The 25,074-nt window shown below is 35.8% G+C and carries 22 protein-coding genes and 3 pseudogenes; 4 read left to right on the top strand and 21 right to left on the bottom strand.

Annotation, left to right across the window (positions count from 1 at the left end):
• Positions 1 to 165: 165 nt before the first annotated feature.
• The 6 genes and pseudogenes from IGL30_RS00670 to IGL30_RS00645 all read right to left on the bottom strand — a co-directional run bounded on the left by IGL30_RS00670 (position 166) and on the right by IGL30_RS00645 (position 4,546).
• Positions 166 to 675: pseudogene (locus IGL30_RS00670) on the bottom strand (QueT transporter family protein).
• Between the two features lie 192 nt (positions 676 to 867).
• The gene (locus IGL30_RS00665; protein ID WP_010736826.1) at positions 868 to 1,629 is read right to left on the bottom strand and encodes a 3-oxoacyl-ACP reductase; all 762 of its coding nucleotides are present in this window, start codon (positions 1,627 to 1,629) and stop codon (positions 868 to 870) included.
• A complete protein-coding gene (locus tag IGL30_RS00660; protein WP_010720389.1) occupies positions 1,626 to 1,847 on the bottom strand; it encodes a DUF2829 domain-containing protein in 222 nt (73 codons plus the stop codon). Before IGL30_RS00660 ends, IGL30_RS00665 begins: the two co-directional genes overlap by 4 nt.
• Positions 1,837 to 3,372, bottom strand: a complete 1,536-nt coding sequence (locus IGL30_RS00655) for a helix-turn-helix domain-containing protein (RefSeq protein ID WP_010720390.1) — start codon at positions 3,370 to 3,372, stop codon at positions 1,837 to 1,839. Before IGL30_RS00655 ends, IGL30_RS00660 begins: the two co-directional genes overlap by 11 nt.
• A gap of 63 nt (positions 3,373 to 3,435) precedes the next feature.
• Positions 3,436 to 4,137 (bottom strand): LrgB family protein, encoded by a 702-nt coding sequence (locus IGL30_RS00650; RefSeq protein ID WP_010720391.1) that lies wholly within the window; start codon positions 4,135 to 4,137, stop codon positions 3,436 to 3,438.
• A complete protein-coding gene (locus IGL30_RS00645) occupies positions 4,130 to 4,546 on the bottom strand; it encodes a CidA/LrgA family protein (protein ID WP_010720392.1) in 417 nt (138 codons plus the stop codon). The genes IGL30_RS00650 and IGL30_RS00645 overlap by 8 nt, the downstream gene beginning before the upstream one ends.
• Before the next feature lie 314 nt (positions 4,547 to 4,860).
• On the opposite strand from IGL30_RS00645, the gene IGL30_RS00640 reads away from it, so the two are divergent.
• Together IGL30_RS00640 and IGL30_RS00635 are read left to right on the top strand one after the other, a co-directional pair.
• Positions 4,861 to 5,595, top strand: coding sequence for an MIP/aquaporin family protein (locus tag IGL30_RS00640; protein ID WP_088745058.1), 735 nt, complete (start codon positions 4,861 to 4,863; stop codon positions 5,593 to 5,595).
• Positions 5,596 to 5,743: 148 nt separating this feature from the next.
• Positions 5,744 to 6,880, top strand: a complete 1,137-nt coding sequence (locus tag IGL30_RS00635; protein ID WP_123874906.1) for a hypothetical protein — start codon at positions 5,744 to 5,746, stop codon at positions 6,878 to 6,880.
• A 152-nt stretch (positions 6,881 to 7,032) separates the two neighbouring features.
• On the opposite strand, the gene IGL30_RS00630 is transcribed toward IGL30_RS00635, so the two are convergent.
• The 3 genes from IGL30_RS00630 to IGL30_RS00620 all read right to left on the bottom strand — a co-directional run bounded on the left by IGL30_RS00630 (position 7,033) and on the right by IGL30_RS00620 (position 8,956).
• Complete coding sequence (locus IGL30_RS00630) at positions 7,033 to 7,932, bottom strand: metallophosphoesterase (RefSeq protein ID WP_088745060.1); 900 nt, start codon at positions 7,930 to 7,932, stop codon at positions 7,033 to 7,035.
• 25 nt (positions 7,933 to 7,957) lie between these two features.
• On the bottom strand, positions 7,958 to 8,314 hold the full coding sequence (locus IGL30_RS00625) for an iron-sulfur cluster biosynthesis family protein (protein WP_010736822.1): 357 nt from the start codon (positions 8,312 to 8,314) through the stop codon (positions 7,958 to 7,960).
• Between the two features lie 72 nt (positions 8,315 to 8,386).
• Positions 8,387 to 8,956 carry a GNAT family N-acetyltransferase gene (locus IGL30_RS00620; RefSeq protein WP_088745061.1) on the bottom strand — a complete coding sequence of 190 codons (570 nt, stop codon included), beginning with the start codon at positions 8,954 to 8,956 and terminating at the stop codon, positions 8,387 to 8,389.
• A 237-nt stretch (positions 8,957 to 9,193) separates the two neighbouring features.
• On the opposite strand from IGL30_RS00620, the gene IGL30_RS00615 reads away from it, so the two are divergent.
• On the top strand, positions 9,194 to 9,490 hold the full coding sequence (locus IGL30_RS00615) for a hypothetical protein (protein ID WP_010736821.1): 297 nt from the start codon (positions 9,194 to 9,196) through the stop codon (positions 9,488 to 9,490).
• Positions 9,491 to 9,814: 324 nt separating this feature from the next.
• On the opposite strand, the gene IGL30_RS00610 is transcribed toward IGL30_RS00615, so the two are convergent.
• The 5 genes and pseudogenes from IGL30_RS00610 to IGL30_RS00590 all read right to left on the bottom strand — a co-directional run bounded on the left by IGL30_RS00610 (position 9,815) and on the right by IGL30_RS00590 (position 14,923).
• The gene (locus IGL30_RS00610) at positions 9,815 to 11,020 is read right to left on the bottom strand and encodes a hypothetical protein (RefSeq protein ID WP_123874905.1); all 1,206 of its coding nucleotides are present in this window, start codon (positions 11,018 to 11,020) and stop codon (positions 9,815 to 9,817) included.
• Positions 11,021 to 11,298: 278 nt separating this feature from the next.
• Positions 11,299 to 12,251: pseudogene (locus IGL30_RS00605) on the bottom strand (siderophore ABC transporter substrate-binding protein).
• 21 nt (positions 12,252 to 12,272) lie between these two features.
• Positions 12,273 to 13,028, bottom strand: a complete 756-nt coding sequence (locus IGL30_RS00600) for an ABC transporter ATP-binding protein (RefSeq protein ID WP_123874904.1) — start codon at positions 13,026 to 13,028, stop codon at positions 12,273 to 12,275.
• Positions 13,025 to 13,980: pseudogene (locus IGL30_RS00595) on the bottom strand (iron chelate uptake ABC transporter family permease subunit). Before IGL30_RS00595 ends, IGL30_RS00600 begins: the two are co-directional and overlap by 4 nt.
• The gene (locus tag IGL30_RS00590) at positions 13,973 to 14,923 is read right to left on the bottom strand and encodes an ABC transporter permease (RefSeq protein WP_010736816.1); all 951 of its coding nucleotides are present in this window, start codon (positions 14,921 to 14,923) and stop codon (positions 13,973 to 13,975) included. Before IGL30_RS00590 ends, IGL30_RS00595 begins: the two are co-directional and overlap by 8 nt.
• A 145-nt stretch (positions 14,924 to 15,068) precedes the next feature.
• Here IGL30_RS00590 and IGL30_RS00585 point away from each other — a divergent pair, with 145 nt between their 5' ends.
• A complete protein-coding gene (locus IGL30_RS00585) occupies positions 15,069 to 15,515 on the top strand; it encodes a YueI family protein (protein WP_010720405.1) in 447 nt (148 codons plus the stop codon).
• Positions 15,516 to 15,734: 219 nt separating this feature from the next.
• On the opposite strand, the gene IGL30_RS00580 is transcribed toward IGL30_RS00585, so the two are convergent.
• The 7 genes from IGL30_RS00580 to IGL30_RS00550 all read right to left on the bottom strand — a co-directional run bounded on the left by IGL30_RS00580 (position 15,735) and on the right by IGL30_RS00550 (position 25,072).
• On the bottom strand, positions 15,735 to 18,182 hold the full coding sequence (locus IGL30_RS00580) for a BspA family leucine-rich repeat surface protein (RefSeq protein ID WP_088745063.1): 2,448 nt from the start codon (positions 18,180 to 18,182) through the stop codon (positions 15,735 to 15,737).
• A gap of 20 nt (positions 18,183 to 18,202) precedes the next feature.
• Positions 18,203 to 18,409, bottom strand: a complete 207-nt coding sequence (locus tag IGL30_RS00575) for a hypothetical protein (protein ID WP_010736814.1) — start codon at positions 18,407 to 18,409, stop codon at positions 18,203 to 18,205.
• Between the two features lie 152 nt (positions 18,410 to 18,561).
• The gene (locus tag IGL30_RS00570) at positions 18,562 to 19,575 is read right to left on the bottom strand and encodes a DUF3324 domain-containing protein (protein WP_010720408.1); all 1,014 of its coding nucleotides are present in this window, start codon (positions 19,573 to 19,575) and stop codon (positions 18,562 to 18,564) included.
• 109 nt (positions 19,576 to 19,684) lie between these two features.
• Positions 19,685 to 20,398, bottom strand: a complete 714-nt coding sequence (locus tag IGL30_RS00565) for a hypothetical protein (protein ID WP_010720409.1) — start codon at positions 20,396 to 20,398, stop codon at positions 19,685 to 19,687.
• A 311-nt stretch (positions 20,399 to 20,709) separates the two neighbouring features.
• Positions 20,710 to 22,989 carry a bifunctional glutamate--cysteine ligase GshA/glutathione synthetase GshB gene (gene gshAB / locus IGL30_RS00560; protein WP_088745065.1) on the bottom strand — a complete coding sequence of 760 codons (2,280 nt, stop codon included), beginning with the start codon at positions 22,987 to 22,989 and terminating at the stop codon, positions 20,710 to 20,712.
• A 261-nt stretch (positions 22,990 to 23,250) separates the two neighbouring features.
• A complete protein-coding gene (gene ftsY, locus IGL30_RS00555; protein WP_010720411.1) occupies positions 23,251 to 24,252 on the bottom strand; it encodes a signal recognition particle-docking protein FtsY in 1,002 nt (333 codons plus the stop codon).
• A gap of 10 nt (positions 24,253 to 24,262) precedes the next feature.
• On the bottom strand, positions 24,263 to 25,072 hold the full coding sequence (locus IGL30_RS00550) for a Cof-type HAD-IIB family hydrolase (RefSeq protein WP_063626406.1): 810 nt from the start codon (positions 25,070 to 25,072) through the stop codon (positions 24,263 to 24,265).
• Positions 25,073 to 25,074: the final 2 nt, after the last annotated feature.

The raw sequence follows: 25,074 nt of genomic DNA, 5'->3' as shown, positions 1-25,074 counted from the left end.
AAAGAGTATTTTTCTAAAGAAAAGAAGACAAATTTTTCTTTTGTTTTTGAAAATAGACATAAAAAAAAGACAAACCTTATTTTTACATAAGGATTGTCTTCAATCTGAAAGCTTTCAATCGTAAGCTTTTTTATCTTCTATTTTTAGCCTTAGCTAAATCGTCGTTTATTTTTTTAGATCTACTTTTTGTCCGACCCAATAAATGATGACTCCTCCCACTAGCATGGAAGCTAGCTCACCCAAAGCAACAGTTCCCCAAGTGAAGAAAAAGGGTAATTGATAGAATAGCTTCAATTGTCCAGCAACTGTAAACATAGAAAATGCAAAGACCAAAGCTGTAATCATCATTTTTATTTTCATGTTTCTTACTCGTTTTGTTATCTCATAGTTAATCAATAAGACGAGTAAGGTGCTGATACTACCAACTACTACATCAATCCATCCCAATGGTGAGGAAAGATTGGCTAAAGCAACGCCTAGCGTGATAGCCAAAATATACTTTTTATTATAGAGCGACAAATAATTGAACATTTCGGAAAGACGTATTTAAATAGCACCAAAACTGATAACTGACAACACGAATGTAACTGCCACATATAAGCCTGTTACAAGTGCCATTCGAGCAATTTCTGCTGTGGTAAAACGATTAGTAGAACGAATTTTCTTTTGATCCATATTCTTTCTCCTTTACAAGGTCGGGATACAATCGATCATCCTTGTGGTCAAAAATGCCACAAAAGATCTCGTCTCTCTCAACTCTTGGTAATAACTACGACCAAAGGATGGGAATTGACTTCCAACTGAAGTGCCGTAGTGCGAATAAATTCGCTAATCATAGCTTATCTGAAAACAATAAAAAAGACAAAATCATTTTAATAACCAACCACCGTCGATTGGAATGATCGTCCCTTGGATATAGCTTGCTTGAGGGGTTGCCAAAAACAACGTTAGTTCAGCAACTTCTTCTGGTTGTGCCCACCGTTTAACAGGTGTTTCATTCGCCACCCATTCTGCCATCTCACCATTTCCTGCAAAATCAGCTGCATTCATAGGTGTTTGAATCGCGCCTGGTGCAATCCCTTTGATACGAATGCCTTGAGAAGCATAATCTAATGCTAATTGCTTCGTAAAGCCAACAATTGCATGCTTTGCGCTGGTATAGGCAATCCCGCCCCCACCACCGACAAAGCCAGCAATTGATGCCATATTGATGATTGTCCCTGTTTCTTCCTCAAGCATGTCTGGAAGGATCAAGTGCGTTAGCTGAAACATACTCTTGACATTAACAGCAAACACTCGATCCCATAAAGCTTCATCTGTTTCCAACAATGGCTGGTACTCATCTAAAATTCCTGCTGTATTCAGCAAGATCGCAACTTTTCCAAACGTTTCGTGACACTGTTCAACCGCCTTTTTTAACAAAGAATGATTCGTGATATCACCTAAAAAATAAGCAAAGGTTTCAGAAAATTGCTGGGATAGATCGTCCATTCGGCCTAATTGCTGATCAAAACCAAACACCCGCGAACCTTGTTCTAAAAAGGCTTTAGCTTGTGCCTGTCCGATACCTGAAGCTGCTCCAGTGACAAAAACAACTTTCTCTGTTAGATCACTGTATCTATTTTTCATTCCACAATGATCCAATCTTCAGCTAAAATGTCACAGACTGTAGGCGCAAAACTGGAAAATCCTTCGTCACTTGTTTTGATTAAAAAGTAAGGGGTAACGGGACAACCGTCAAATTCTTCTCCTGAAACAAGAACGACATACAATTCAAAACCACTCCAACCTTTTCGAATCACTTTATTCCCTTTTTTTAATGCTGGTAAAATTTCTTCAAATGTCATTTATTTCGTTCCTTTCTTTGTCTTTTCGGTCTTGGATCAACACAAATTTTTGGTACAATTGGATATAATCGTTTAACTGTAACTCTCCAGTCACGATAAAGTATTCTAAATCAGACCATGGCTTACGATGCACTTTGCTCGTTGAAAGTAATAAATCAACTTCTCGTCCCCGATAATCTGTTGGTAAAAATTTCAAACAATAAACATTTCGAAAAAAACGATGTAAGTCTTCTATTAACAACTGCTCTTCAAATAGAGGGAAATCTGTCATCAAAAGAATCGTGATCTGCGGTAACTTTGGTGTAAATGCACCCATTGTCTTTAAAACCGTTAAATAACGCCCCATCAAAAAAGACGTATTTTGAAATGCTAGCTGATCCACTTTTTGCTCGGTCTCAAAAAACAAATCGAGCCACTGGATAATTTCACTATTTTCGATCATCAAATGATTTATAAAGTCACTATCGTTCCCATCAATGGTTTCCTTAGCTTCTGGAAAAAGATAGGCAAATAAATGACTACTAAAAAGATAGGTTTCAGCTTCTTTTGTTAAGGGTTCTTCTGACAACCCTTGTTCCACTTGATAGAGAGCTAATGCTTCTTTTGCTTCATAAAGTGCATGGTAGGGTGGTGTTTGTCTCCTTCGATGGAAAGCAAACATTTCTTCTCGGATGTCTTCATCCGTATAGTACTCTTCTCGTGTCATCAAAACTAAAAATAACGCACCTAATTCTTCTTCATTTTGAAAATAGTTAGGAAACACTGGTTGCATCCAATGACAAAATTTTTGAAACATAGGATTATCAGTAATCAGTTGTCGCTTTCGTTCGTTTAACGATACGTAATGCTTCTGAGATTTACGCAAGAAGAAAGCTCCTAACATATACTCTAGTCTTCTTTTTTTGATCTCATTAAGGTGAACATTGAAAAAAGCCATGATTTGTTCAGCAATTTTTTTCACATCTAATTGTGAAATCGTTACAAAAGGCCAAATTTTCCCACGAAACAACTGCCAAAACGTCATGTGAAGGTAAAGCCGGATGATTTCTTCTTCTCCTTGCACCACATAAGTCCCACGTTGTAAATAAATCCCGTAATTTTTTAATTGTTCTCTCCACTCGTTGATCTTTCGACGCGCAGTTGATTCGCTGATATATTGTTTTTGAGCAAATTGATAGATCGTATGAAACTCTTCAAAAAAAATATCGTGCAATAGCTGGTATTTCAGCGTACTTTGCACGAGAAAAATCAAAAAACGCTCATGTTCGATAGAATCAAGCGTATCATAAAAGGAATAGCCAGAACGAGGGGTTTTCATAAACAATGTTTGAGAGCTCTCGTTGAACTGATGGTAATTTTTTGTTAATTCGTTTAAGTACTTAGCGACACTTCTTGCATCTAATTGGACTGTTTGTGCCAGTTCAGCAATCGTGTGCCACTGATGATCCTCGAAACTTTCCAGCAGGAGAATTTTATAATAAAGGTCTTTATCAAATCGTTTTAAATATTCAGATGACAAATACAACTTTTACCACTCCTTTATGCTAGAACGTTTTTTTCATTGTAGCATAAATCCTGGGAAACAACATCAAAACAGGTTAGTAAAAAACTGAAATAATAATGGTAATAAAAAGACGGTCAGCATGCCATTGACGCCAATGGCTAAGCCTGAAATAATCCCTTCGATCTCACCCAATTCGATTGCCTTTGCTGTACCAATCGCATGAGAGGTACTTCCTAACGCAACCCCCTTAGCAATCGGACTGCTGATCTTAAAAAGACGAAAGATATGAGTAGCGATCAACGACCCAAAGATACCAGTAGAAACAACAATTGCAAGCGTGACTGCATTGATTCCTCCCATCGTATGAGAAAGATCAACAGATATCGCTGTTGTCACTGATTTAGGTAGCAGAGAAATGACCATCGCTTTTTTTAATGTAAATAAATAGCCAATACCCACACTGACTAAGCAATTAGCTACGATCCCCGCTAAGATTGCCGCAATGACTGGGAAAAAATTTTCTTTTAACAAATGAAAATTTTTATATAAGGGAATAGCTAATGCAACTGTTGCTGGCGTAATCATCATGGTCAAAAAATTCCCACCCACATTATAATCCTGGTAACTGATTCCAGAAAAATGAAGAAAAAGAATGATCACTAAAATAGACAATACCAACGGATTGATAATCGGCAATTTATACTTGCGTAAAAATTTATCTGATAATACGTAGACACCTAACGTTAAGCTTAATCCAAATAATGGGTTACGAATAAATTCAGTCAATTTGTTGCTCCTTCCTTTTGATTTTCTGCAACTTTTGGCTACTTGTTTGTTTCAATTGAACAGATTGTAACATTTTTTCTACTACTTCTGCCGTTTTGCCTGCTACGACCATCGTTACGATCGAACAGATCACTACCGCACCTAATAAAATAGGCCAAATTGTCGCAATATCACCAAAATAGTCAAGTAAACCTACCCCTGCCGGGACGAATAAAATCGTTAAATTATTTAATAAAAAATCACCTGTTCCTCCTAAATGCTCAGGCTTTACTAGTCGCATCTCAAAAGCTAGGAACAAAAATAAGATGCCTAGGATGCTTCCAGGAATTGGTAAATGGAACAATACACGAGTTCCTTCACCTAAAACTGAGAAAAAGAGGATAATAAAAAATTCTTGAAAAAATTTCATCTATGAAACACTCCTTATTGTTAGCTTTCATTTTACTAACAATATTTTTCTGAAATTTTCAAATTGTGCTGTTTCTAAAGTACAATATTTGAAAAATATAATCGTTTTTTTTTGGTATATTTATAATTAAGGTTGGTGTTTTGTGGGAAAGTTCCATACGTTGTTTTGGAAGTTGGTCAGATTTCTTTTATACATAGAAATCATTTTTTTATCTGCACTTATTTATGACCAATAAAAACGTCGGATGCGAAGCACTACACCTATTGTGTTGTTGTTTCTTTTTTTTTGCATTTTTATAAATTTTGGAGGTATATATGGATTATTCACTTATGACCCGTCTTGTGGCGGAAATGATCGGTACAGCTTTATTAATCATTCTTGGGAATGGTGCTGTAGCAAACGTAGATTTAAAAGGAACAAAAGGTTATGGAAGTGACTGGATGTTGATCGCTGTAGGTTATGGCTGTGGTGTAATGATGCCAGCAATGATTTTTGGTGGTATCAGTGGAAATCATATTAACCCAGCGTTCACAATTGCTCTTGCCTCAAATGGTTTATTCCCATGGGCTGAAGTATTACCTTATATTGCTGCTCAATTGATTGGTGCCGTAATTGGACAATTGATCGTTGTAGCTTGCTACAAACCTTATTATGATCAAACAGACGATGTAAACCATGTATTAGGTACTTTCTCAACAATCAACAGTGTTGGTTCTAAATTCAATGGTTTTGTTAATGAATTCTTTGGGTCATTTGTTTTATTCTTTGGTGCACTAGGAATTACTAAAGCACCTTTCTTCCAAGACAATCTTGGTACAGCACACTTAGCTCTTGGTTTCTTAGTATGGACGTTAGTTGCTTCTCTCGGCGGACCTACTGGACCTGGTTTGAACCCAGCACGTGACTTCGCACCACGTTTAGTCCACGCATTGTTACCATTAAAACATAAAGGTTCATCACAATGGGGCTACGCATGGGTACCTGTTGTTGCACCAATTTGTGCAGGTATCGTTGCTGTCTTCTTATACAAATTCTTATTTATGGCTTAATCAAAAAAACTTGGAATCGAAGTGATTCCAAGTTTTTTTATTTGGAGAAAAAATTGATTTCTGTCCTCTTTTAACCTATGTCATACTAAGTAAGCACGCAAAATAAATTGCAGACTTTACTATTTATTTTATAAATGGAGGAACTCCTATGCCTTACGAAACAGAGCTTCAACGACATCTTGATATATTTGCTCTTTCTTTATCATTAAAGAAAAATAATAGATGGTCTCCGGAAGATGATAAAGTGAATTACCCACTTTTATTTTCTATTTATATTAAAATGATCCAACAAGATGAACAAGAATTTTTTGTACGTAAGCAAGACAAATTAAAAATGATTCAGTCACTCAACCGAAGCAAGGATTTCTATTCTTTTACTCGTCACACACAACTTTTTCATACTTTAAAGCGGATGATTTCAAATGATCCTCGAGATTTTATTCTTTTGCCCTTATCTTATAGTATAAAGAAAAATAAAAAAAGTGGTCATGTTTCCGGAGCACTCATCTACAAAGAAACGAAAAACTATAGAATTATTCTAGTGGATAAAAGGAAGCACCTGTCAAACTCATCTGTAAATATGGTTAAAATTCCTTCGGAGAAAATGGCTCCCCTTTGTAAAGAATTGTTTGCACAGAGAGATCATCCTAAACTCGAAACTTGTTATGATATTCTGTACAGAATTATTGACCATTCCTCTTCTAACAGCTTTTCGTCACTAGACTATACGATGCATGAACAAAAAGAAGGAAATTGTGTGGTCAAAGAAATAGAAGCTACTGCAAAAACTGCGCTCCTACATTGCCGCCATGACCTTCTCGCTTCACAAGGTAAAAAAAAATTAAAATGGAGTGATGTTCCCGAGTCCACTTTGGAGATGCAAAAACGTTTTTTAACTGTGATCAAATCAAAATACATAAAATCTTCTCTTCCTGATTATTTCTTTGAAATTTACAAATTGAGAAAACGAGCGAATGATGAACATTCGCCTTTAACAACGACAGAAAAAAAAAGAATACATGAAATATACAAAAAAATATTTGCCGATCATCCAGAAATTCAAGAAATCTTCAAAGAAACGCCTTCTAGTAACCTTTCAAAAGTAGAGAAACCAATACACTTAAACAAAGCAATTATAGCAGATCCGAAAATGGGTAAGTATCCAAAAGCTGGCAATACCAAAAATATGATCAATATTTTTGAAAAAATAACTGACGAAAAAAATAGGATAGCTAACGGACTAAGAACCGAAAAAAGGACACCAAAAGATGAGTTCATTCGCTAAAGAGGATAATGTGAATCAATAATCCGGTTGTGCTCAACAAGAAAAAATAAACGAGTGCCTAGCTCCGCAATAAGTAGTAAGACTGTTCTAACCCTATTTTCAAAAAATGATATTACTCGTTGACAATGGAATAAAAAGCCATAACGACCATTTTAATAAGAAATGGTCGTCATGGCTTTTGCAAACTCTTCGTACAAATGTTCATTGCGGTAGCGATTAAACTCTGGGTCGTGTTTTCGTAATAGCGTGCGTAACTTCATGGGATGATAACTATCGATCAAGTGATTTTTTCGTACAAACTCCCTCGTCAATTGCCATTCATAATAATAGCCAAAAGGACGGCAACTATAGCGGGTACCATGAATGATTTTATCTTCAAAACGACGATGGGTATGTCCAAAAACAACCTGTTTGATATTATCGTATTGATCTAATAGTTGTCCAAAAGAAGCGGAACCTAAAAAAGCATTTAAGTTGTTCCAGCGTTCGTATGGAGCGTTTTGATAGACAATAAAGTCTTTTTTAGGAACAAAATGTGTCACTAAAATAACGTCCAGTTTTTTTGCTTCTAACTGGTCTAGTAACTTTTTCATTGCTATCAGAACTCGAGCGTTGACTTCAATGTCACTTCCCTCTCGTTTAATAAAACGATCATACCAGTAAAGGTTCTTCATACGCAGAATTTGTTTATTTTCTTTTAACTCTGAGAATTGATAATCATACCAACCATTCATCCCAAGTAGGACTGTCTGCTTATTCAACGCCAGATATCGTTCATTTAAAAAGTGAGAATCCGGGAAATGATTCATCATTTCTTCTCCCTCAACATCTGCCAATTCATGGTTCCCAAAGTTGAACGTTGTAGGAATTCCTTTTTTGGCAAAAAATTCAACAACTGCTTGGCAAAGATCGACTTTATTCGCCACATCTCCTGCTAAGTGAAGCCGTGTGATCCCTTTGTCTGTGAGAACCTTCCACAAAATCAGCCATTCTTGTTCACTAAACTGATTGATATCTACATGTAAATCGCTGATAATTGCCAAGTTTCCCATACGCTTACCTTCTGTCTCCTATTTTCTACTCGTGATGTATGATTTGAAGATTACCTTTTAGTAATCCACTGGGGCCTTTTAACTGTAAACTCTTATAAGTCGGTTCAACTGCAATTGTCGTCGGATCATCTAGATACATCAATGCACTTTTTTTGATATAGATTGGTCCAACAGCTGTTTCTACTTTGACAGAGTATAAACTCAAATCTTTTGTTGTCTCTTTCTTTACGAGAATCAAACGAAAGGATGTATCAATCTGACAAGTTACTCGACTGTCGGCAAAAGGACCATCTCCGTCTTCAATATCAAGTAATAACTGTTCATCTTCATTTTGTTGTGCTAATAATTTTTCTTTTGCTTCATCTGTTAGTAATAATTCCATTCTTATCACCTCAAACTTAGCTTAATGATTTTACAACTCAGATGCAACTAACTTGTTTATGCTACACCTTTATCAACTTCTACCTGCTTGCCATTCTTGTCGTGTCAATCCTCGCAAGACAACTGAAACGATTTTTCCTTTGAAACGCCTTGCATCAGGGATGATTCCTTCTTTTTTCATCCCAAATTTTTCCATTACACGCCCCGACTTAGGGTTTTCTGCATCGTGATAAGCAAAGATCCGAACCAAGTTTAACTCTTCAAATCCTAATTTTATCAATGCTTGACTCGCTTCTGGAACAAATCCTCTTCCCCAATAGTTCTTATTCAGTGCATATCCGATCTCTGCGTTATCTTCATTTTCTTGTACTCTTAAATCAATTGTCCCGATGAATTGTTGATTTTCTTTTAATTCAATACCGTACTTCCCTAAAGGTGCTGACATAAAATAATTAGCGATGCTGTTTTTCGTATCTTCAACGGATTGATGTGTTGGAAACACAAACCGTGTCGTTTCTTCATCATGAGCATAGTCATACATGTCTTTTGCATCATTTAATGTAACGGGGCGTAAAATCAAGCGCTCTGTTTCAATACGTTGATGTTGCGCAAAAACCAAATTTCGATTGACCAATTGTTCCATAGCTATCCTCACCTTTTGCTTTTTCGTTTTCTTAACTGTAGCGAAATTTGTTATAACTTTCAACTACTTCCGTCGAAAGAATTCTTAAACCTGCCTAAAATAAAGGACTGGAAAGTTCAAAATAAAAAATCCTTAATCATTGCTTGAAAAAGAATAATTTTTTGTTCACGTTTTATTAACATCTTTTCGTTATCGTTGAAATAACCAATAAATACAATGGATATCGGAGGAGTTCCTATGAGAGAATATACGAAAAAAATCTATTTTATTGAAGAAACCCAAAATATTGAAGGATCTTATATTGAAGTAAAAACCTTATTTGTCAACGAGGATAAAGAACAAGCCCTCACGACATTTAAACAATTATCAAAAAAACTAATGCCTTCTTTTGGCTTGGTACTAGGTGAGTATAAAATCAAAGCCGGAAAAAGTTATTTTTCCCAATTGTTAAAACGGTGGGCACATTTACCAGCTGAATTTTATCGTACAATGAAGATTCTGAATTACCAAACATTAGCTGAAACGAAAATGTGAAAAAGTTAAGTTTTATTTATGATTCGTTTAGTATCCTTATCAACACCATAGGAGGCGAACGAGATGATAAAAAAATTTTTCACACGATTATTTTCCCAGCATCAACCTAGAATTAATCCTTATGAAGTCGAAAATGAATTTATGTTGAAGACAGACTTCCCTAAATGCTACTAATAGCTTGCTTTATAACCAAAAGAGAGACTGACAGATTATTTTCTGACAGTCTCATTTTTTCTCCTATTTAAATCTTCTAAATATATATCTATATACAAATCCATAACCATTAATCTTCCTTAAAAAAAAATATACTTTTATTAAACAAGCTTATGTTCTAGAAAAGTATTTCTCTTGCTTTACAACATATGATTGTAACGAAGGCTCAGTTCTTTGTTGTCTAGGTAAGGTAAGAATATCTCCCATTTTTTTTAATTGAGGTATAGAAGGTGGCATTTGTTCATTGTTGATTCCTACAATACGAGAATCTTTTTTAAATTCTTCAACAATTTTATTCCGTTTATAAAGCCTCCAATTTCTTTTATAAATATTGTTATATCTTCTTTTTAAAACTATGTATTTTATTTTTTTATATATATTATTTTTTCTTTGACTTCGTATTTTTTCTAATTTCATCATCTTCTGTTGTAATTTTACATTTTTTGGATGATTTTTTCGCTTCAGATAATAATTGTTAAAAATATAGTCAAAAGACTTATTTTGTTCATGTTTATTAGTTTTCAAAGCCTCAAGAAATCGTTTTCTCATCTCTAAATTTGAATTAGGGCAAGAGTTCCATTTAGGTCTCAATGTTGGTTTAGAATGAGAATATGACAGAATACTTTTTTGACAGTTAAAAAGAGCTACTTTAAGTGTAGATTCTACCTCGTTAACAATGCAGTTTCCAACATTTTGAGGTGACATATCAACGTTAAGCCTAGAAACACACTTTTTTGTTGATATGTGAACTAATTTCTTTAATTCTTCGAAAGGTTGTATCGTTGGTAGAGCAAACTTATTACTTAAATAAAGTACATGATTAAGCTGATCTATTCTTTCAGCATAGATGGTTACAAGTCCAACAGGAAATTGATGATTAAATAGTTTCGCTTTATCAACCATTACTACGTCATAACAATTTCCCTGTTTATATATTATTAATCCAGAACAATGTCCTTTACCAGAATAAAGAGGATAGGCAAGTGGTACAATCAAAAATGACGTAGGATCATTTGTTTTAAGACTTTCCAGTATTTGTAACGATGCAGTAGTACTTGGTGCATTACAAAAATCTAGTGTTTTTGTTAATGACGAAAGAATGTGTTCTTTCCTATTTTCATCAATAAAGAACCCATCAGTATCCTGTTCAATCATTTTTTTGTAGGTAGAAAGTAGCATCACTTCGTCCTCTGTGCCAGTATCACCGTCTCTCTTGTGCTCTTTGACAGCATCTTCCATTCTATAGTATAAGTTGGTATTACGTTTTAACCCTAAGGTCAGGGCTAAAAGCTCATAACGACGTTGATAATCATCCATATAATTCAATTCCTTTCATATGTAGAGATTAAGATGAATAATTTAAAAAAATTTATTCGATTCATTAGTGGGAGTTGCTAACAAATATAGCATAGTTGAAGATATAATATTCATTAATTTTTTTCCTCAAGAAAGAAATAGTCGTTCTAAGCTTACATAAATATGAGCACATCCCGTTATGACTATAAAAAAGATTACTCCACCATCTATAGAATCTAATATTTTTTTATATATAAAGAAAATGAGACCGATAACAATCGTCCCATCTCGTTTTTACTTTATTTCAAGGCTTGAGCAACATCTTCAATCATTAATTTCATGGATTCTAAGCCTCCACCACTTAGATACCAAACGTCTGGCTGTAGCGAAATCACTTTATGATGTTTACCTGCATCCGTTTGTACAATCAACTCATTCGCAGCGACATTATCCTTACTGTCATCGCCACCGATCGCTTTCGTACGATCTACCATAAAAAGAATACCAGGATTTTTGTCTAATACATATTCATAAGAGACGCTTTGTCCATGAGTAGAAGCTTCAATATGTTCATCTGCTTGTTTAAAACCAAAGACATCATGAACAAGTCCGAAGCGTGATCCTGAACCATAGGCGGATAATTGTCCTTCATTGACTAACGTCACTAACGCAGTTTGATCAAGATTACTTGTTTTTTCTTTTATCTCATTGATTTTTTTAGTTAAATCGGTAAGTCCTGCCTCGGCTTGATCTTCTCGATCAAAAATCTTTCCTAAGGTTTGAACATTTTGTTGTATCGATTCCCATGGCTTGCTTGAATCAACAGCTAAATATAAAGTAGGCGCAATTTTGTTTAATTCCTCTTGATAATCGCTTTGTCTCCCTGAGATAATGATCAAATCAGGTTGCATTTGGTTGATTTTTTCTAAATCAGGTTCTTTAAGTCCGCCTGCGGAATCCACTTCTTTATATTTTGCCAAATAGTCTGGTAAATTCTTCGTGGCCGCACCAACGACTTTATCCCCCACTCCTAATGCATCCAAAGTATCTAAAGAACCATTATCAAAGACGACGACTTTTTGAGGATTTTTTTAACTTCAATTTTCTCACCATTACTGTCTTTTACGGTCAAAGAAGATTGCACTTCTCCGCCACTGGTTTTCGTATTTGTCGTAGTACTTCCCGCATTGCTACCACATGCTGCTAACGCTACTGTTGCTACTAATAAAAAACTGACAACTAATTTTTTCATTCCGATTCTCCTTCTGCTATTTTAAAAATAAAGACAGAATCTGCGTCCTTCAATCTCGCAAACTCGAATGTCCATTTCATATAATTCATCTAAGATGTTCTTTTGAATAATTTCATTGGTGGCTCCTTGAATAAACAGTTCCCCATTTTTCATGGCAATGATCTCATCCGCATAGCTTGCTGCAAAATTGATATCATGAAGCACAATAATGATCGTTTTCCCTAAATCTCGAACTAAGTGTTGTAAAATTTGCATGATCTGAACAGCAAAATTCATATCCAAATTATTTAACGGTTCATCAAGTAAGATATAATCAGTATCTTGGGCTAACACCATCGCTATATAGGCTCGTTGTAGTTGCCTACCCGAAAGCGTATGGATCATCTGTTTTTTTAAGGAGGTTAAACCTAAGTGTTGCAAAGCTTCCGCCACAATTTGTTGATCCTTTGTAGTTAGCTTGCCTTTCGTATAAGGAAAGCGCCCAAATTCTACCAGTTCTTCCACTGTGATTTGCATACTAATGCCATTTGATTGGCGTAAAATGGCTAATTTTTGAGCTAATTCTTTTGATCGCCAGGCTTTCACTTCGTTATGATTAAGATAGATTTCCCCAGTATCTTTCGCAATCAAACGACTAATCATGGATAAAACCGTTGATTTACCAGCACCATTGGGACCAATAAAAGCCGTTAATCTTTGTTCATGGATTGATACATCGACGTCTTTGACTACCCGTTTGTCATGGTAACTTTTATTGACCTTTTTTAAATCGATCATCCAATTGTCTTCCTTTCTCGAATCAGTTTGATCATAAAGTACAGTCCTCCTGAAAATTCTACGATGACACTGACAGTGGTATTCCATTTAAAAATTTGTTCAACCAGCAGTTGTCCCCCCACCAAAAACAGTAACGCAACCAAAAAACTACCTAAAAACAACTCTCGATGCCGATAAGTCGCAAATAATCGATAACTAACATTCGCTACAATAAAACCTAAAAAAGTTAATGGTCCTACTAATGCCGTTGCTGTCCCTGTTAAAAGACTGACACCGCACAGGATTAAAAATTGAAATCGCTCTGTATCGATTCCTAAATTGATTGCCTGCTCTTGCCCTAGATGAAAAACATCTAAATAACGACTTTTATAAAACAAAAAGAGCCATGTACCACTAATCAATATAGTTGCTGGTACTAGATAATGACTAGGGATGTTCCCAAAACTAGCAAATAATTTTCCTTGTAATAAATCATATTCGTTTGGGTCCATCACCACTTGTAGAAATGTACTCACACTTCTGAACAAAGTCCCTAAGATGACACCAGTCATCAAAAGCAAAAACAAGTTCGTTTGTCCTTTCTTTAGTAAAAAGAAAAAGAGTAATTGACTCAAGCCAACCATTAACGCAATATTTGTCAAAAAAAGCCTGTCCCTGTTTGCTGAAGCATGGTCACACCCCCAACGACAAAGAAAAGGACCGTTTGAACTAAGACATAGAGAGAATCTAGTCCTAATACTGAGGGTGTCAGAAACTGATTTTGGGTAATTGTCTGAAAACTGATCGTGGCACTACTGGTGGCTAACGCAACAAGTAAAAAAGCAACGATTTTTTTACTCCGTAAGGCCCAAGCAAATTGCCAATTTCCATAAGTGTTGATCGTTAAATAGCTCATAATCACTAAGAGGACAAGAAGCAACAGTCCAATGAATACGCCCCTTTTTTTAAGCATATTTTTTCCTCCTAACCAACAAATAGAGAAAAATAATTGCCCCGAAGATCCCCACGATCACACTTACTGGGATTTCGTAAGGGTAGATCACCAAGCGAGCAACGATATCACAAAAAAGTAAGAAAACACTTCCCAACAATGCAGTAATACCAATTGTTTTATGTACTTGATCTCCATATAAACGGGCTGTGATATTTGGAATGATTACCCCTAAAAATGGAATACTTCCCACCATGATCAAAACAATCGCACTAGCCAAAGAAACGAGACCGATCCCTAGTAACTGCATTTTTTTATAGTCAATCCCTAAATTGACCGCAAATGACTCCCCCAATCCAACAATCGTAAATCGATAAGCAAAGAAAGAAATAACGATTAATAATGGAACGGTTACATAAAGCAATTCATAATTTCCACGTATAATCGTGGCAAAATTCCCCTGTAACCAAGAAGACATATTTTGGATCAATTGAAATTGATAAGCAAAAAAAGTGGCAATGGAGCCGATGATATTACCTAACATGACACCGATCAATGGTAACATCAGTTGATTCTTTTGAGGTAACGTTTGTGCCAAAAAAAGAAATAAAAGTGTCCCACCAAAAGCAAACAAAAAAGCAGTAAATGAACGTAAAAGCAACGGTGCATTTGGTAAAAAAAGCATCACCACTAAAATACCCAATCTTGCACTATCCATCGTTCCAGCTGTGGTAGGCGAAACAAATTTATTTTGCGTCAAATGTTGCATGATCAAGCCACAAATACTGCTAGTTGCTCCTGCAAGGATCAGGCAAACCGTTCGTGGCAGACGAGTGGCAAGAAACAATTGCGTGCTTTGTCCTTTGAATTGAAGCAAATCAATTACTTGAATCGTTGAGACACCAATAAATAATGAGCTGATAGTCAGTAAACCTAACAACCCTATGAGCCAACCGTAGCGCATCAAACCCCTCCTGTAATTGATAATGATTCTCATTCTTATTCTAAGTGAACAGATGAACAAAAGTAACCGCTTTTTTTCCTTTCAAACTTCAATTGTTTGTATGTTATACTTTTATTAGCTATACAATGAAAAGGAGGATATTTTGATGTCAAAAGATGATGTACAAAGCCACTTAGATAAGGGGATGTATGGTACACCATTAGTTAATCCGGAGGAACAACATAAATATATGGGGACATTCCGTGAACGTTGCTATTTAAGTATGACTGTAGCTGAGATGAAAGATCCTATAAACAAAGAAAACTTTCTCAAAGAAATCGAAAAACAACCCGATGTTACGGTTCTTCTGAATGGCTCGCTACCTTTAACGATCCAGAATCAATATATCCAACTTGCTACCAAACAAAATGTACGCTTTACGATCGTTAATGATTATGTATCTGATGATCCCAATAGCTTTGGTTTATTAGTCGCTGCTAAAGAAGCGGTCAACGAGCCAGTCATTGATGTAGAAAAGAAATATCCCAAACAAGAGTCTCTTTCTCCAAAAGAACAGCCGAAGAAAAAAAGTTTTTGGGAACGACTATTTTAAGCTTATGCTGACTGTCATATTTCCCATAAAAGGCATGATACTCAAAACAATCTCTAAAAAAGAGAAGATACTAAAATTGACAAGCAATTTAAGTATCTTCTCTTTTTTTGGCGTTGAACACTATTTTCAATCTACAACATACCTCATTCAGTAAAAAATCTTTCACCTATGTTATCCCATAGCTAATTTCTTTTGATCTTCATAACTATTCAATCAATTTTAAGGGGCATTAACTAAATTCCATTCAACGTGCCCCGTATAATTTCCGGGTTGTGCTACCTTTGCATCAGTGATTTTGAGTGAGACATTTCCTAAATCATAATTATAGACAGAGGTATGAATTGCTTGAGTAGCTTTCATTATAACGATTGGGCTATCCGTTTTTATTTCTGGTGAAATAGTACCTTGGACTTCACTACCACAATCAACCAAGTCCGTACTAGGATTAAATGGCGCATTTCCATCATTGATATTTTTCTTCACGATACCTTGGTTAGTTAGGACGATCGAGCTTGTTGGAATCTCCTGAGCGCTATCCCAAACAAGTTGCGCTTGTAGTGACCAACTATTATTAGTTTGACTCTCATCACATACACCGACATCAAAAGAAGTTTGTTTAATAAATGGAATATATTGCTCTCCTGATTCTTTTAATGGTGTTTCAAGAAAGCTAAATTTCTTAGGGATATAAGAAAGTCCAAATGAACTTGTTGTTCCCGGTCTCATATTGTCTGAAGGAGATGGCATTTCTGGTAATGGTGACCAGATGGCTTGATAAGTCGTATTGAGTAAGTCTGTCACCTGATTTCCACTGCCCCCTTCTTTTATGTTCCAGCCGATAAAAATGCTATTTGGTTTCTCAGCGACTAGAGTAGCTTTGAATTGATCAAGTGTTGCCATTTGTAGTTTAGGATCGGTAGGAGAAACCGCAACAGATTGGAAATAGTGTTTTGTTATACTATTATCTTCAAACGTCCCCCCGTTGGCATCAAAAGTAGGACCAGCGATTATCCGATTATTTGAAAGATAATTATAATTCAATAGTTTATTATCTTTGGCAATAACTAATAGTGGAGTCTTGTTGTCTGTAGTAAAGATATTAGTAGTATCAGTGACATTCGTCAGATCAAATTGTCTTAAATCTAATAAGTTTAACTCATTCATGCCAAGAAACATGCTGTTCATAATCTTTACTTTTTCGGTTTGAAAAGAGCTCAAATCTAATTTTTTTACACTAGATAAATAAGAAAACATATGATCCATATTTACTACTTGACGAACATCCCAATTTGCTAGTTCTAATTCTTGTAATTTTCGATCTGCATTGAACATATAATTCATATCTATAATATGGGAAGTATCCCAACCACTCAGATTTGCTTTAGTTAAAAGGGGATCATTAGCAAACATCGCTCCTGTGTTTGTCACTGTACTAACATCCAATCCCGTCAAATCTACTTCCTTTAAATTCGACCAAAATTGAAAAGCATGTCTTAAATCTGTCGTTTGAATTGGTACTTTATTCCCCGAAGCAATTTTAAAACTGGTAATCGATTTATAATTAGGGAAAACTGCAGTGTTGATATTGTTCAAAATAGTCGGCTTTCCATTGATTACTGTAGGTACAATTATTTCTTGGCTCTGTCCAATGTATTTCATTAAAAGATAACGATCCTTTTGTGGCGTCAACTGATATTGCCATTCCGATACAGTACCGGTTGCTGCTGTAACAGAGGAAGTTATTTGATCTACAGGCGATGTCGCTACATAGCTTCCCTCAATAGAATGTTCATTCATTAGGTCTTTTAAAATGACACTGTTTGCTAGTTGTTCTTGCAATTGATTCTGCAATGAAACTGGCCAATGACTTAAATCTAAATTTTTTAATGCGTGACAATTAGTGACGAATCCTTTGACACTTTTAATCATTGTTGTCTTCCAATTGTTGATTCCCTCAATTTTTGTTAACTGTGGACAATCATTAAACATATCACTCAAATCTTCTGGCATTTCATTTTCTAAGATTGTCACTTGTGTTAAATTCGGACAATTCATAAACATGCCTCCTAAATTAGTCGCATCAAGTTTATTGATCTTTACAGATTGTAATTGCGCACAGTTTTTAAACATTTCACTTGTATTAGTCACTTGACTAAAATCAGTCTGCCCAAAATCAACATTTCTAAGTGTTTGATTTCTAAAAAATACTTGTGACAAGTTGACACTATTTCCCTGATCACTAGCAATACAAGGGGCGAAAGGAAGATCAGCAGATACCGTCAAAGAATGCACTTCATTTTTGTTGATATCTCTCAAAAATTGTGGAGATAAGATTAGTTTTTTTATATTTGGTTGAATAGCATCTAAAAATGAAGAATTAATCACGATGGCTGGGACTTGGGTATTGTCTGACAATCCTGACAGCGTTAGTTCTGAATCATTCAATAGATAGTTGATGTGTTGATAGACTCCCTGATGAATTCCTCCCGTTGGCGAATTTTCTTTCTTAGTGAGTAGTTTTGGCGATTCTATTACTTGCTTCAAGTCGTTGTTTTCAACGGCAGTCGCTGTTTGCTCTGTTTGGCTATCTGCAAAGCCTGATTGTCCATAATAAACCATATTTCCTAACAAAATCATCATAATCGAAACATATTTTATTTTTCTCAAAACAGTCAGCTCCTCTTCACTTATAATTGTTTCGCCACAACGAAAAAGTAACCAATACCTAATAAGATGAAACAAATTGAAGTAATAAGAATTAGTGTATTAAGATAAAGAATCGTTTTATTTTCTTCTCCTATAATCACTCTTTTATAATTCATTAAAAATAGGTAAATGGCTAAGCTCATGAAGAGAATACCCGTTGAAATAATAAAAATCGGTATCGTATACATAATTGTTCACTCCTTCCAATCAAATAAATATAAGACTTATACTTATTTGATTCCTCCTTTGAAAGTATGTTATTTCTGTTCATAAAGTAAATCATTCATACTCCTATTTTTTCTAAAAATGGATATAAACGAAAAAAGAGAATGAGTACTCATTATTTTTTCTTATATCTTATAGCCAGATAGATGATGCCAGCTACATTGACTAAAAAGAGAATGATCCAACTAATTTGGAGCCATTGAGGAACAACAACGTGATAAAGCGACTGTTCATTGATATCATTAGCCGTTGTTGGATTGATCGTAAATTCTTTGCTAAATAACCATTCCTTGCCACCTGCCTTAACTGAACCAGTAAAAACATATGTCCCTGCTTTTAGTTCATCCTTTTTCCAATCAAATTGAAAAGGATAGACTGAATAAGGTGCAATATTTACATTTGTTTTTTGTTGCTCTTTGATGACTTTATCTGTATTTTTTTCAAGAATTTTACCTGCAACAGTTGCTTGATCAAATATATAAGGGTTAGGATTTAAAATATCTGCTTGAATGATTTTTCTTCCATTTGATAAAATCGGAGCGACTTTTTCTAAAGTAACAGAAATAGGTTGATTCATTTTGGTTTTTGCATTGTTGGTTAAAACTACTCCTAATGTGTAGTTATACGTATTTTCGATTGATACTTCTTTTTTCTGGTCTTTTGGTGTTTTTTCAGCTTTCTCAGAAACCACGATTCCTCCGACGACCACACCGGGAAATTTTTCTTTGGGTAATGTAACCGTAAGAGAGGTCTTTACTTCACTCTTTGCTGGTACTTTGACTTCTGACTGTGTCGCTTTGACGATCGAAGTCAATGGTAATTTCAAAACTTTGTTGTTTTTTATCGTACCTGTATAATCTAACAAACCATTCGCATTGGTATTTGCATTTGTAACTTTAACCGTTAATAGTTTCTCCTGATTTGAACTATTGATCAATTTAACACCCAATTGATCTTGTGTGCCTGGTTGCTCACATAGATAAAAATAGCCTAAACTAGTATCAATTTGATGTACATTTGGGATACGTTCGATCGTATAGCCTCCCATTATTTCTTCTGCTTGAACATCCAACGTACCAATAAACATAAACATAAGAAATAAGATGATTGATTGCACTTTTTTTAACAATACCGTTCTTCCTTCCTTTTTTTGATTATCAGCAGCTCTTTGATCAAAAGCTTGGTCTGCCAATAATCAAAAAAAGGAAAAGAGTAAGTCCTTTCCCTTCTTAAGGTAATTATGGAGCAACCGATAGATTCCATTCGACATGTCCTGTATGTGTCCCTGCTGGCGTAGTTTTTGTATTTGCTATTTTAAGAGACACTTGTCCTAATCCATAATCATAGGTGTCATTATGCACAAATCCCTGTGTTCCTGACATCAATAAAACTTGAGCATCTGATGTAATCTCAACATTAGGCACAGCAGTAACTGAACCAGCTGGAGCGTCCACTAACTGACCATTTCCAGTATTGACCTTCGCATTAGTTCCAGTATGGGCAGTTTGAATCGACATTCCTTTTTCTCCATTATCCCAAACAACTTGTGCTTTTAAAGACCATCCCATAGTTTCCCGAGTTTTGTCTTTGACCCCGACATCAAATGTGCCAGAATTTTGTGGCATGGTCACAGGGATCGTCTGAGAGCCAGTTTCCAATAATTTTGTTGACGGGATTGTAAAAGTACCTGGTTCATAAGCAATCCCAAAGGCAACCGTAGGATTATTTGATTTATTCCCTGGATCAGATGAGCTGGCAGGATCTTTCGTATTACTTGGTGGCGTTGGATTAGTCCCACCATTTGTTGGTAATTCTAGTGGCGCACTGATCGGTGTTTCAGCTGTTGCTGGACTCGGAGTCGTAGTTGTGCTTGCTGCGTATACCCTTGGATTATTAATTAATAAAAAAGAAGCCAACAAGCCAGTGCTGATTAAAAAAGTACTTTTTTTCATTTATTTCACTCACTTTCTTTTTTCACACATTGGGTATTTTTATACTGTCCTGATTGAACAAAAAAAGCGTATCATTAAACTAGATTCAGTTTTTTTTGTTTTTTTTTGATTTCACACTTATTCTTAAAAAAATTAAAAAACAAATCACTAAGAAAAACAGATGACACTAACTTTTTACATATGACTTTTAAAAATAAATCGTGTACTTAGCAACCCGATGCATAAAAAAACCCATAAAATCCGAAAATAACACCCTTATTTTCTGGATTCTATAGGTTATTTTTTAGCTAGTGAGTTTTGCCATAATGTGATTAATTTTGAGTCAGGATATTAAGTTCAGGATACAATAAATTCAATACATCTAAAGTCAATCTTCTCCCTTTACCTGCAAATGGGTACACGTGCATATGCATCGCTGGATTGAAGTTAGCTTCGATAATCCCATAAGCAGTAGCGCTGTTTTCCGGTGCTACCTCTTTGTCCGGAATAATCAAATCGATTCCACTAATTTTTGCGCCTAAAGCTTCAACTGCAGAAACAGCTATCTGCTTATAACTTTCAGAAAATTCGTCTGTGACATCAATCGAATCGCCACCTGTACTAATATTAGAATTTTCTCGTAGATAAACAACCTGATCTTTCTGGGGAACAGAAGAAACGGTAAGCCCTTGTTCTTTTAACATCAGTTGCTCTAATTCTCCTAATTGAATTAGCTCTAAAGGTGCTCGATGATTTGTGCCTCTTAAAGGATCAAGATTCTTTTCAGCGACCAATTCAGCAACTGTACGTTGTCCATCTCCGACGACATTCGCAGGTTTACGAAGCATGATTGCTTTGACTTTGCCATCAATCACAAAGAAGCGATATTCCGTGCCTGGCATAAATTCTTCTACTAAAATCGAACGATCTTCGCTAAAGGCAATCGCAAGTCCTGCTTGATAGTCCTCTAAATCAGCACCATCTTTAAAAATCGTGATGCCTAGTCCATAGTTCGTTGATTTAGGTTTAATGACAAATGCTTTGTTTGCGAATCTTGGATAGGCTTTGACTGCTTCCTCCATTGTCGTAAACTCGGCTCCGTTTGGCACACGATAGCCGGCTTCTCTCAAGACTTTTTTAGTGACCGTTTTATTTTCCATGATCAAGGGAACGATATAGCTATCTTTACTTGTCATATTTGCATTTTTCACGTACTCAATATGATCGTGATGCTGTAACCGCAAAAATTGATCGGATTCGTCAATCACTTTCACTTCAATACCTTTTTGGATCGCATCAAATAACAAGATTTGCGTAGACAACTCCATCTCTCTAAATCCTGCGAGTTGATACGGACGTTCATGCGCTTTTTGATAGTAAGAAAGACCCAAAGAGGTAGCAAACTGATGTTGACTACTTTCTTTTGCTGCTTGATAGATTGTTCCTGCTAGTGTTTCACTTGGACGTTCCAGTTCTTCTAACATTTTTTCAATCAATGGTAGTGCCTCTAGTTGCTCAAGTTCGAGCGCCATCTTCTTCATATCAGTTAAAAGATCACGACCTTCCTCGATAAACTCGGTTTGATTTAGCGGATGTTCAAGAGAGACGATTTCATTTTTTCTAGTTCCTTCTTCCACCCATTGATCAGCTGCTTCTTTTTCTTCCGTCCATAACATATAAGTTAAAAATAACTGTAAGAAACGAACTTGTTCTTGATCAATTCCTAAACGTGCATTGGGATTTAAATCGATATTTCTTAATTCGATATAACGCACACCCGTTTTAGCTAAATCTGCTACCCGTTTACCACCACGAAAACGAAGTGGCGTATAAAATTCTTTTTCTTCTGATAGTTTTCCTTCTTCAACCATCTTTTCAATGTCGAACAAATATTGCTCCATTGAAGCATACGAAACTTTGACATTTGGATGATTCGTATAACCATACGAACTATTCCGAATACTTCGAACTGGCTCATTAGGAGCTGGTTTATCAATGAAATAGTTTGCTTCACTTAATGGTGATGCCCCATAAAAGTAGGTAATCAACCACCGATAGCGCAGAAAATTGCGCGCAGTTTTCAAATATAGCTCTGTTTTAAAAGCAGCAAACTCCGAAAACTCTGTTTGTTGCACAAACAACGATCGAAGCAAATCATCTCCAAATTCAAAATTAAAATGGATACCACTAACCATTTGCTTTCTTTTCCCATATTCTTTAGCTAAATAGCGGCGATATAACACATCTTCAAAATTTGCTAATTTTGCAATCATGATGTCTTCATCTTTTGCTGGCAATGCTGGTGGCATACTTAAAGGCCAGATCATTTCATTTTCAGGAATTGAGCGAGCAGCAACATCATAAATGGCTGACATATATTGGAAAAGCTCATGGATCGAATCGGTGACTGGTGTAATTAATTCAATTTGTGTTTCACTAAAGTCTGTCTGTATATATGGATGAAACGTACGATCGCCAAAAACACTTGGATGATCAGTACGTGTTAGATCTCCTGTAAGGTTCACTCGCTGTCCTTCTCGTTCCACACCAAAACGTGCTTGATCGATAAATGGACGTGAACTAGGATGTTTTAGTAATTGTTTAAAATTCATGTTGATTATCCTCCAGTTCGTATGCCTCTAATTATAGTAAAAAATAGCCAGAAAAAGAATGAAATTGTTTCAAAATATAAAAAAAGCCTATCCAATTTTATGTACGCTTACTTCGTCGGTTGGTTTGGTTCACTCCCATACCTTACTAATCCCATCATTATATGTAGAATTACCGTTACCTTTCTATAAGAAAAAGCATCTAGCTAAAAAGATTCAATTTTTTAGCTAAATGCTCTTCTTGCTGATAAAAAGAATAACTGCTTACTCTTCTTTCAACAATCCTTTAAATAAACCAATAACAAAATCATTAGGTTCAAATGGTTCAAGATCATCGATTCCTTCGCCAAGCCCTACCAATTTCACCGGTAAGTGAAGTTCATTACGGATGGCTAACACGATCCCACCTTTGGCTGTACCATCTAGTTTGGTTAAAACGAGCCCAGTGACATCAGTTGTTTCTTTAAATTGTTTTGCTTGTACCATTGCATTTTGACCAGTAGTCGCATCTAGTACAAGTAATGTTTCGTGAGGTGCATCTGGTAATTCTCGTTGAATGACACGTTTGATTTTTTCCAACTCATTCATCAAGTTGACTTTGTTTTGTAAACGTCCAGCTGTATCTACTAACAACACATCTGCCTGTTCACTTTTCGCACGTTCCATCGCATCATACACAACTGCTGCTGGGTCGCCACCAGCATTTCCCCGAACCACTTCGACACCAGCACGTTCGCCCCAAACCACTAATTGGTCAATCGCACCTGCTCGGAAAGTATCGGCTGCTGCCAGCAGCACTTTTTTTCCTTCATTTTTGTATTGGTGGGCTAGTTTTCCGATACTGGTTGTTTTTCCAACACCGTTTACCCCGACAAACAAAATAACTGTTAATCCTTCTTCTTGTAGATTTAATTCATTAACTTCGTTGATTCCTTCTTGTTCATATAAATCCACTAATTTTTCAATGATTGCATTTTGGATCTCAGCTGGTTTCTTTGCGTTTCTCAGTTTTACTTCTTGACGCAACGCTTCAGAAATCTGAATAGCCGTATCAAACCCAACATCCGCACCAATCAGTGTTTCTTCTAATTCTTCAAAAAAGTCTTCGTCTACTGTCCGAAAATTAGCAAACAATTCATTCATTCGTTCGCCAAATGTTTTTCTGGTTTTTTCTAACCCTTTATCATATTTCTCTTGTACTTCGACTTCTTCTGGTTCTTGTTGTTCACCAGTAAAAGCACGCTTGATTTTATCAAAAAAGCCCATACGATCCCCCCTAATCTAAAACAAATTTTTCGATAACTTTAGCTACACCATGTTCTAAGTTACTTGACGTGACATAATTCGCTGCTTCTTTAACAAATGGGACGGCATTTGCCATGGCAACACCCATTCCAGCGTATTCAATCATCGGCAAATCGTTTTCTTCATCCCCAATTGCCATGATCTCAGCTGGTTCTAAACCTAAATCTTTTGCTAGTAAAGAAATACCATAAGCTTTTGTCACGCCTTTTGGCATAAATTCTAAAAGCATACTGCGGGTCTTGATGATTTCATAACGTTCATGAAATTCGGCTGGTATTTCTTTGATCTTAGGATCTAATTCCGCTTGCGGATAGGCAATAACTGCTTTATTCAACACAAACTCGTCTGTCAGATCTGCTAAATTTGCCGGTTGAAATTGCAATAATTTATTTAATGTGTTGTATAAAGATTTCTTCCCTGGTGCAGTCGGTAATTGTAAAACCACATGATCTGATAATACATCTAAGGGCAATGCCAATTTTTGCGCAAGATCATATAAACGATGGATATCAGCAACTTCCATCACTTTTTTCTCAATGATTTCTCCTGTATCGTTTTTTTGAACAAGACCACCATTGAAGGTGATGCTATAATCCCCTTCGTCCACTAATCCTAACTCTTGCAAATAATGAGCCATTGCTGCTAAGGGACGACCAGTACATAAAACGATCTTAACACCTTTTTCTTTTGCTTTCGCTAAAGCTTGCTTATTCTCATCTGAAATTTGTTTTTCTTCATTCAATAATGTACCGTCTAAGTCGATCGCAATTAATTTAATCATTT

Origin of the sequence: Enterococcus sp. DIV1089c (assembly GCF_050530965.1) — a bacterium.
Lineage (GTDB): Bacteria > Bacillota > Bacilli > Lactobacillales > Enterococcaceae > Enterococcus_B > Enterococcus_B hirae.
The sequence above is the reverse complement of the archived record's forward strand: the minus strand, read 5'-3'. Positions and strand labels throughout refer to the sequence as shown.

Bases quoted from the DNA above. Each gene is read 5' to 3' on its own strand.
- IGL30_RS00665 (WP_010736826.1), bottom strand. From the start codon at position 1,629: ATGAAAAATAGATACAGTGATCTAACAGAGAAAGTTGTTTTTGTCACT.
- IGL30_RS00660 (WP_010720389.1), bottom strand. From the start codon at position 1,847: ATGACATTTGAAGAAATTTTACCAGCATTAAAAAAAGGGAATAAAGTG.
- IGL30_RS00645 (WP_010720392.1), bottom strand. From the start codon at position 4,546: ATGAAATTTTTTCAAGAATTTTTTATTATCCTCTTTTTCTCAGTTTTA.
- IGL30_RS00640 (WP_088745058.1), top strand. From the start codon at position 4,861: ATGGATTATTCACTTATGACCCGTCTTGTGGCGGAAATGATCGGTACA.
- IGL30_RS00635 (WP_123874906.1), top strand. From the start codon at position 5,744: ATGCCTTACGAAACAGAGCTTCAACGACATCTTGATATATTTGCTCTT.
- IGL30_RS00630 (WP_088745060.1), bottom strand. From the start codon at position 7,932: ATGGGAAACTTGGCAATTATCAGCGATTTACATGTAGATATCAATCAG.
- IGL30_RS00625 (WP_010736822.1), bottom strand. From the start codon at position 8,314: ATGGAATTATTACTAACAGATGAAGCAAAAGAAAAATTATTAGCACAA.
- IGL30_RS00620 (WP_088745061.1), bottom strand. From the start codon at position 8,956: ATGGAACAATTGGTCAATCGAAATTTGGTTTTTGCGCAACATCAACGT.
- IGL30_RS00615 (WP_010736821.1), top strand. From the start codon at position 9,194: ATGAGAGAATATACGAAAAAAATCTATTTTATTGAAGAAACCCAAAAT.
- IGL30_RS00610 (WP_123874905.1), bottom strand. From the start codon at position 11,020: ATGGATGATTATCAACGTCGTTATGAGCTTTTAGCCCTGACCTTAGGG.
- IGL30_RS00600 (WP_123874904.1), bottom strand. From the start codon at position 13,028: ATGATCGATTTAAAAAAGGTCAATAAAAGTTACCATGACAAACGGGTA.
- IGL30_RS00590 (WP_010736816.1), bottom strand. From the start codon at position 14,923: ATGCGCTACGGTTGGCTCATAGGGTTGTTAGGTTTACTGACTATCAGC.
- IGL30_RS00585 (WP_010720405.1), top strand. From the start codon at position 15,069: ATGTCAAAAGATGATGTACAAAGCCACTTAGATAAGGGGATGTATGGT.
- IGL30_RS00575 (WP_010736814.1), bottom strand. From the start codon at position 18,409: ATGTATACGATACCGATTTTTATTATTTCAACGGGTATTCTCTTCATG.
- IGL30_RS00565 (WP_010720409.1), bottom strand. From the start codon at position 20,398: ATGAAAAAAAGTACTTTTTTAATCAGCACTGGCTTGTTGGCTTCTTTT.
- gshAB (WP_088745065.1), bottom strand. From the start codon at position 22,989: ATGAATTTTAAACAATTACTAAAACATCCTAGTTCACGTCCATTTATC.
- ftsY (WP_010720411.1), bottom strand. From the start codon at position 24,252: ATGGGCTTTTTTGATAAAATCAAGCGTGCTTTTACTGGTGAACAACAA.
- IGL30_RS00550 (WP_063626406.1), bottom strand. From the start codon at position 25,072: ATGATTAAATTAATTGCGATCGACTTAGACGGTACATTATTGAATGAA.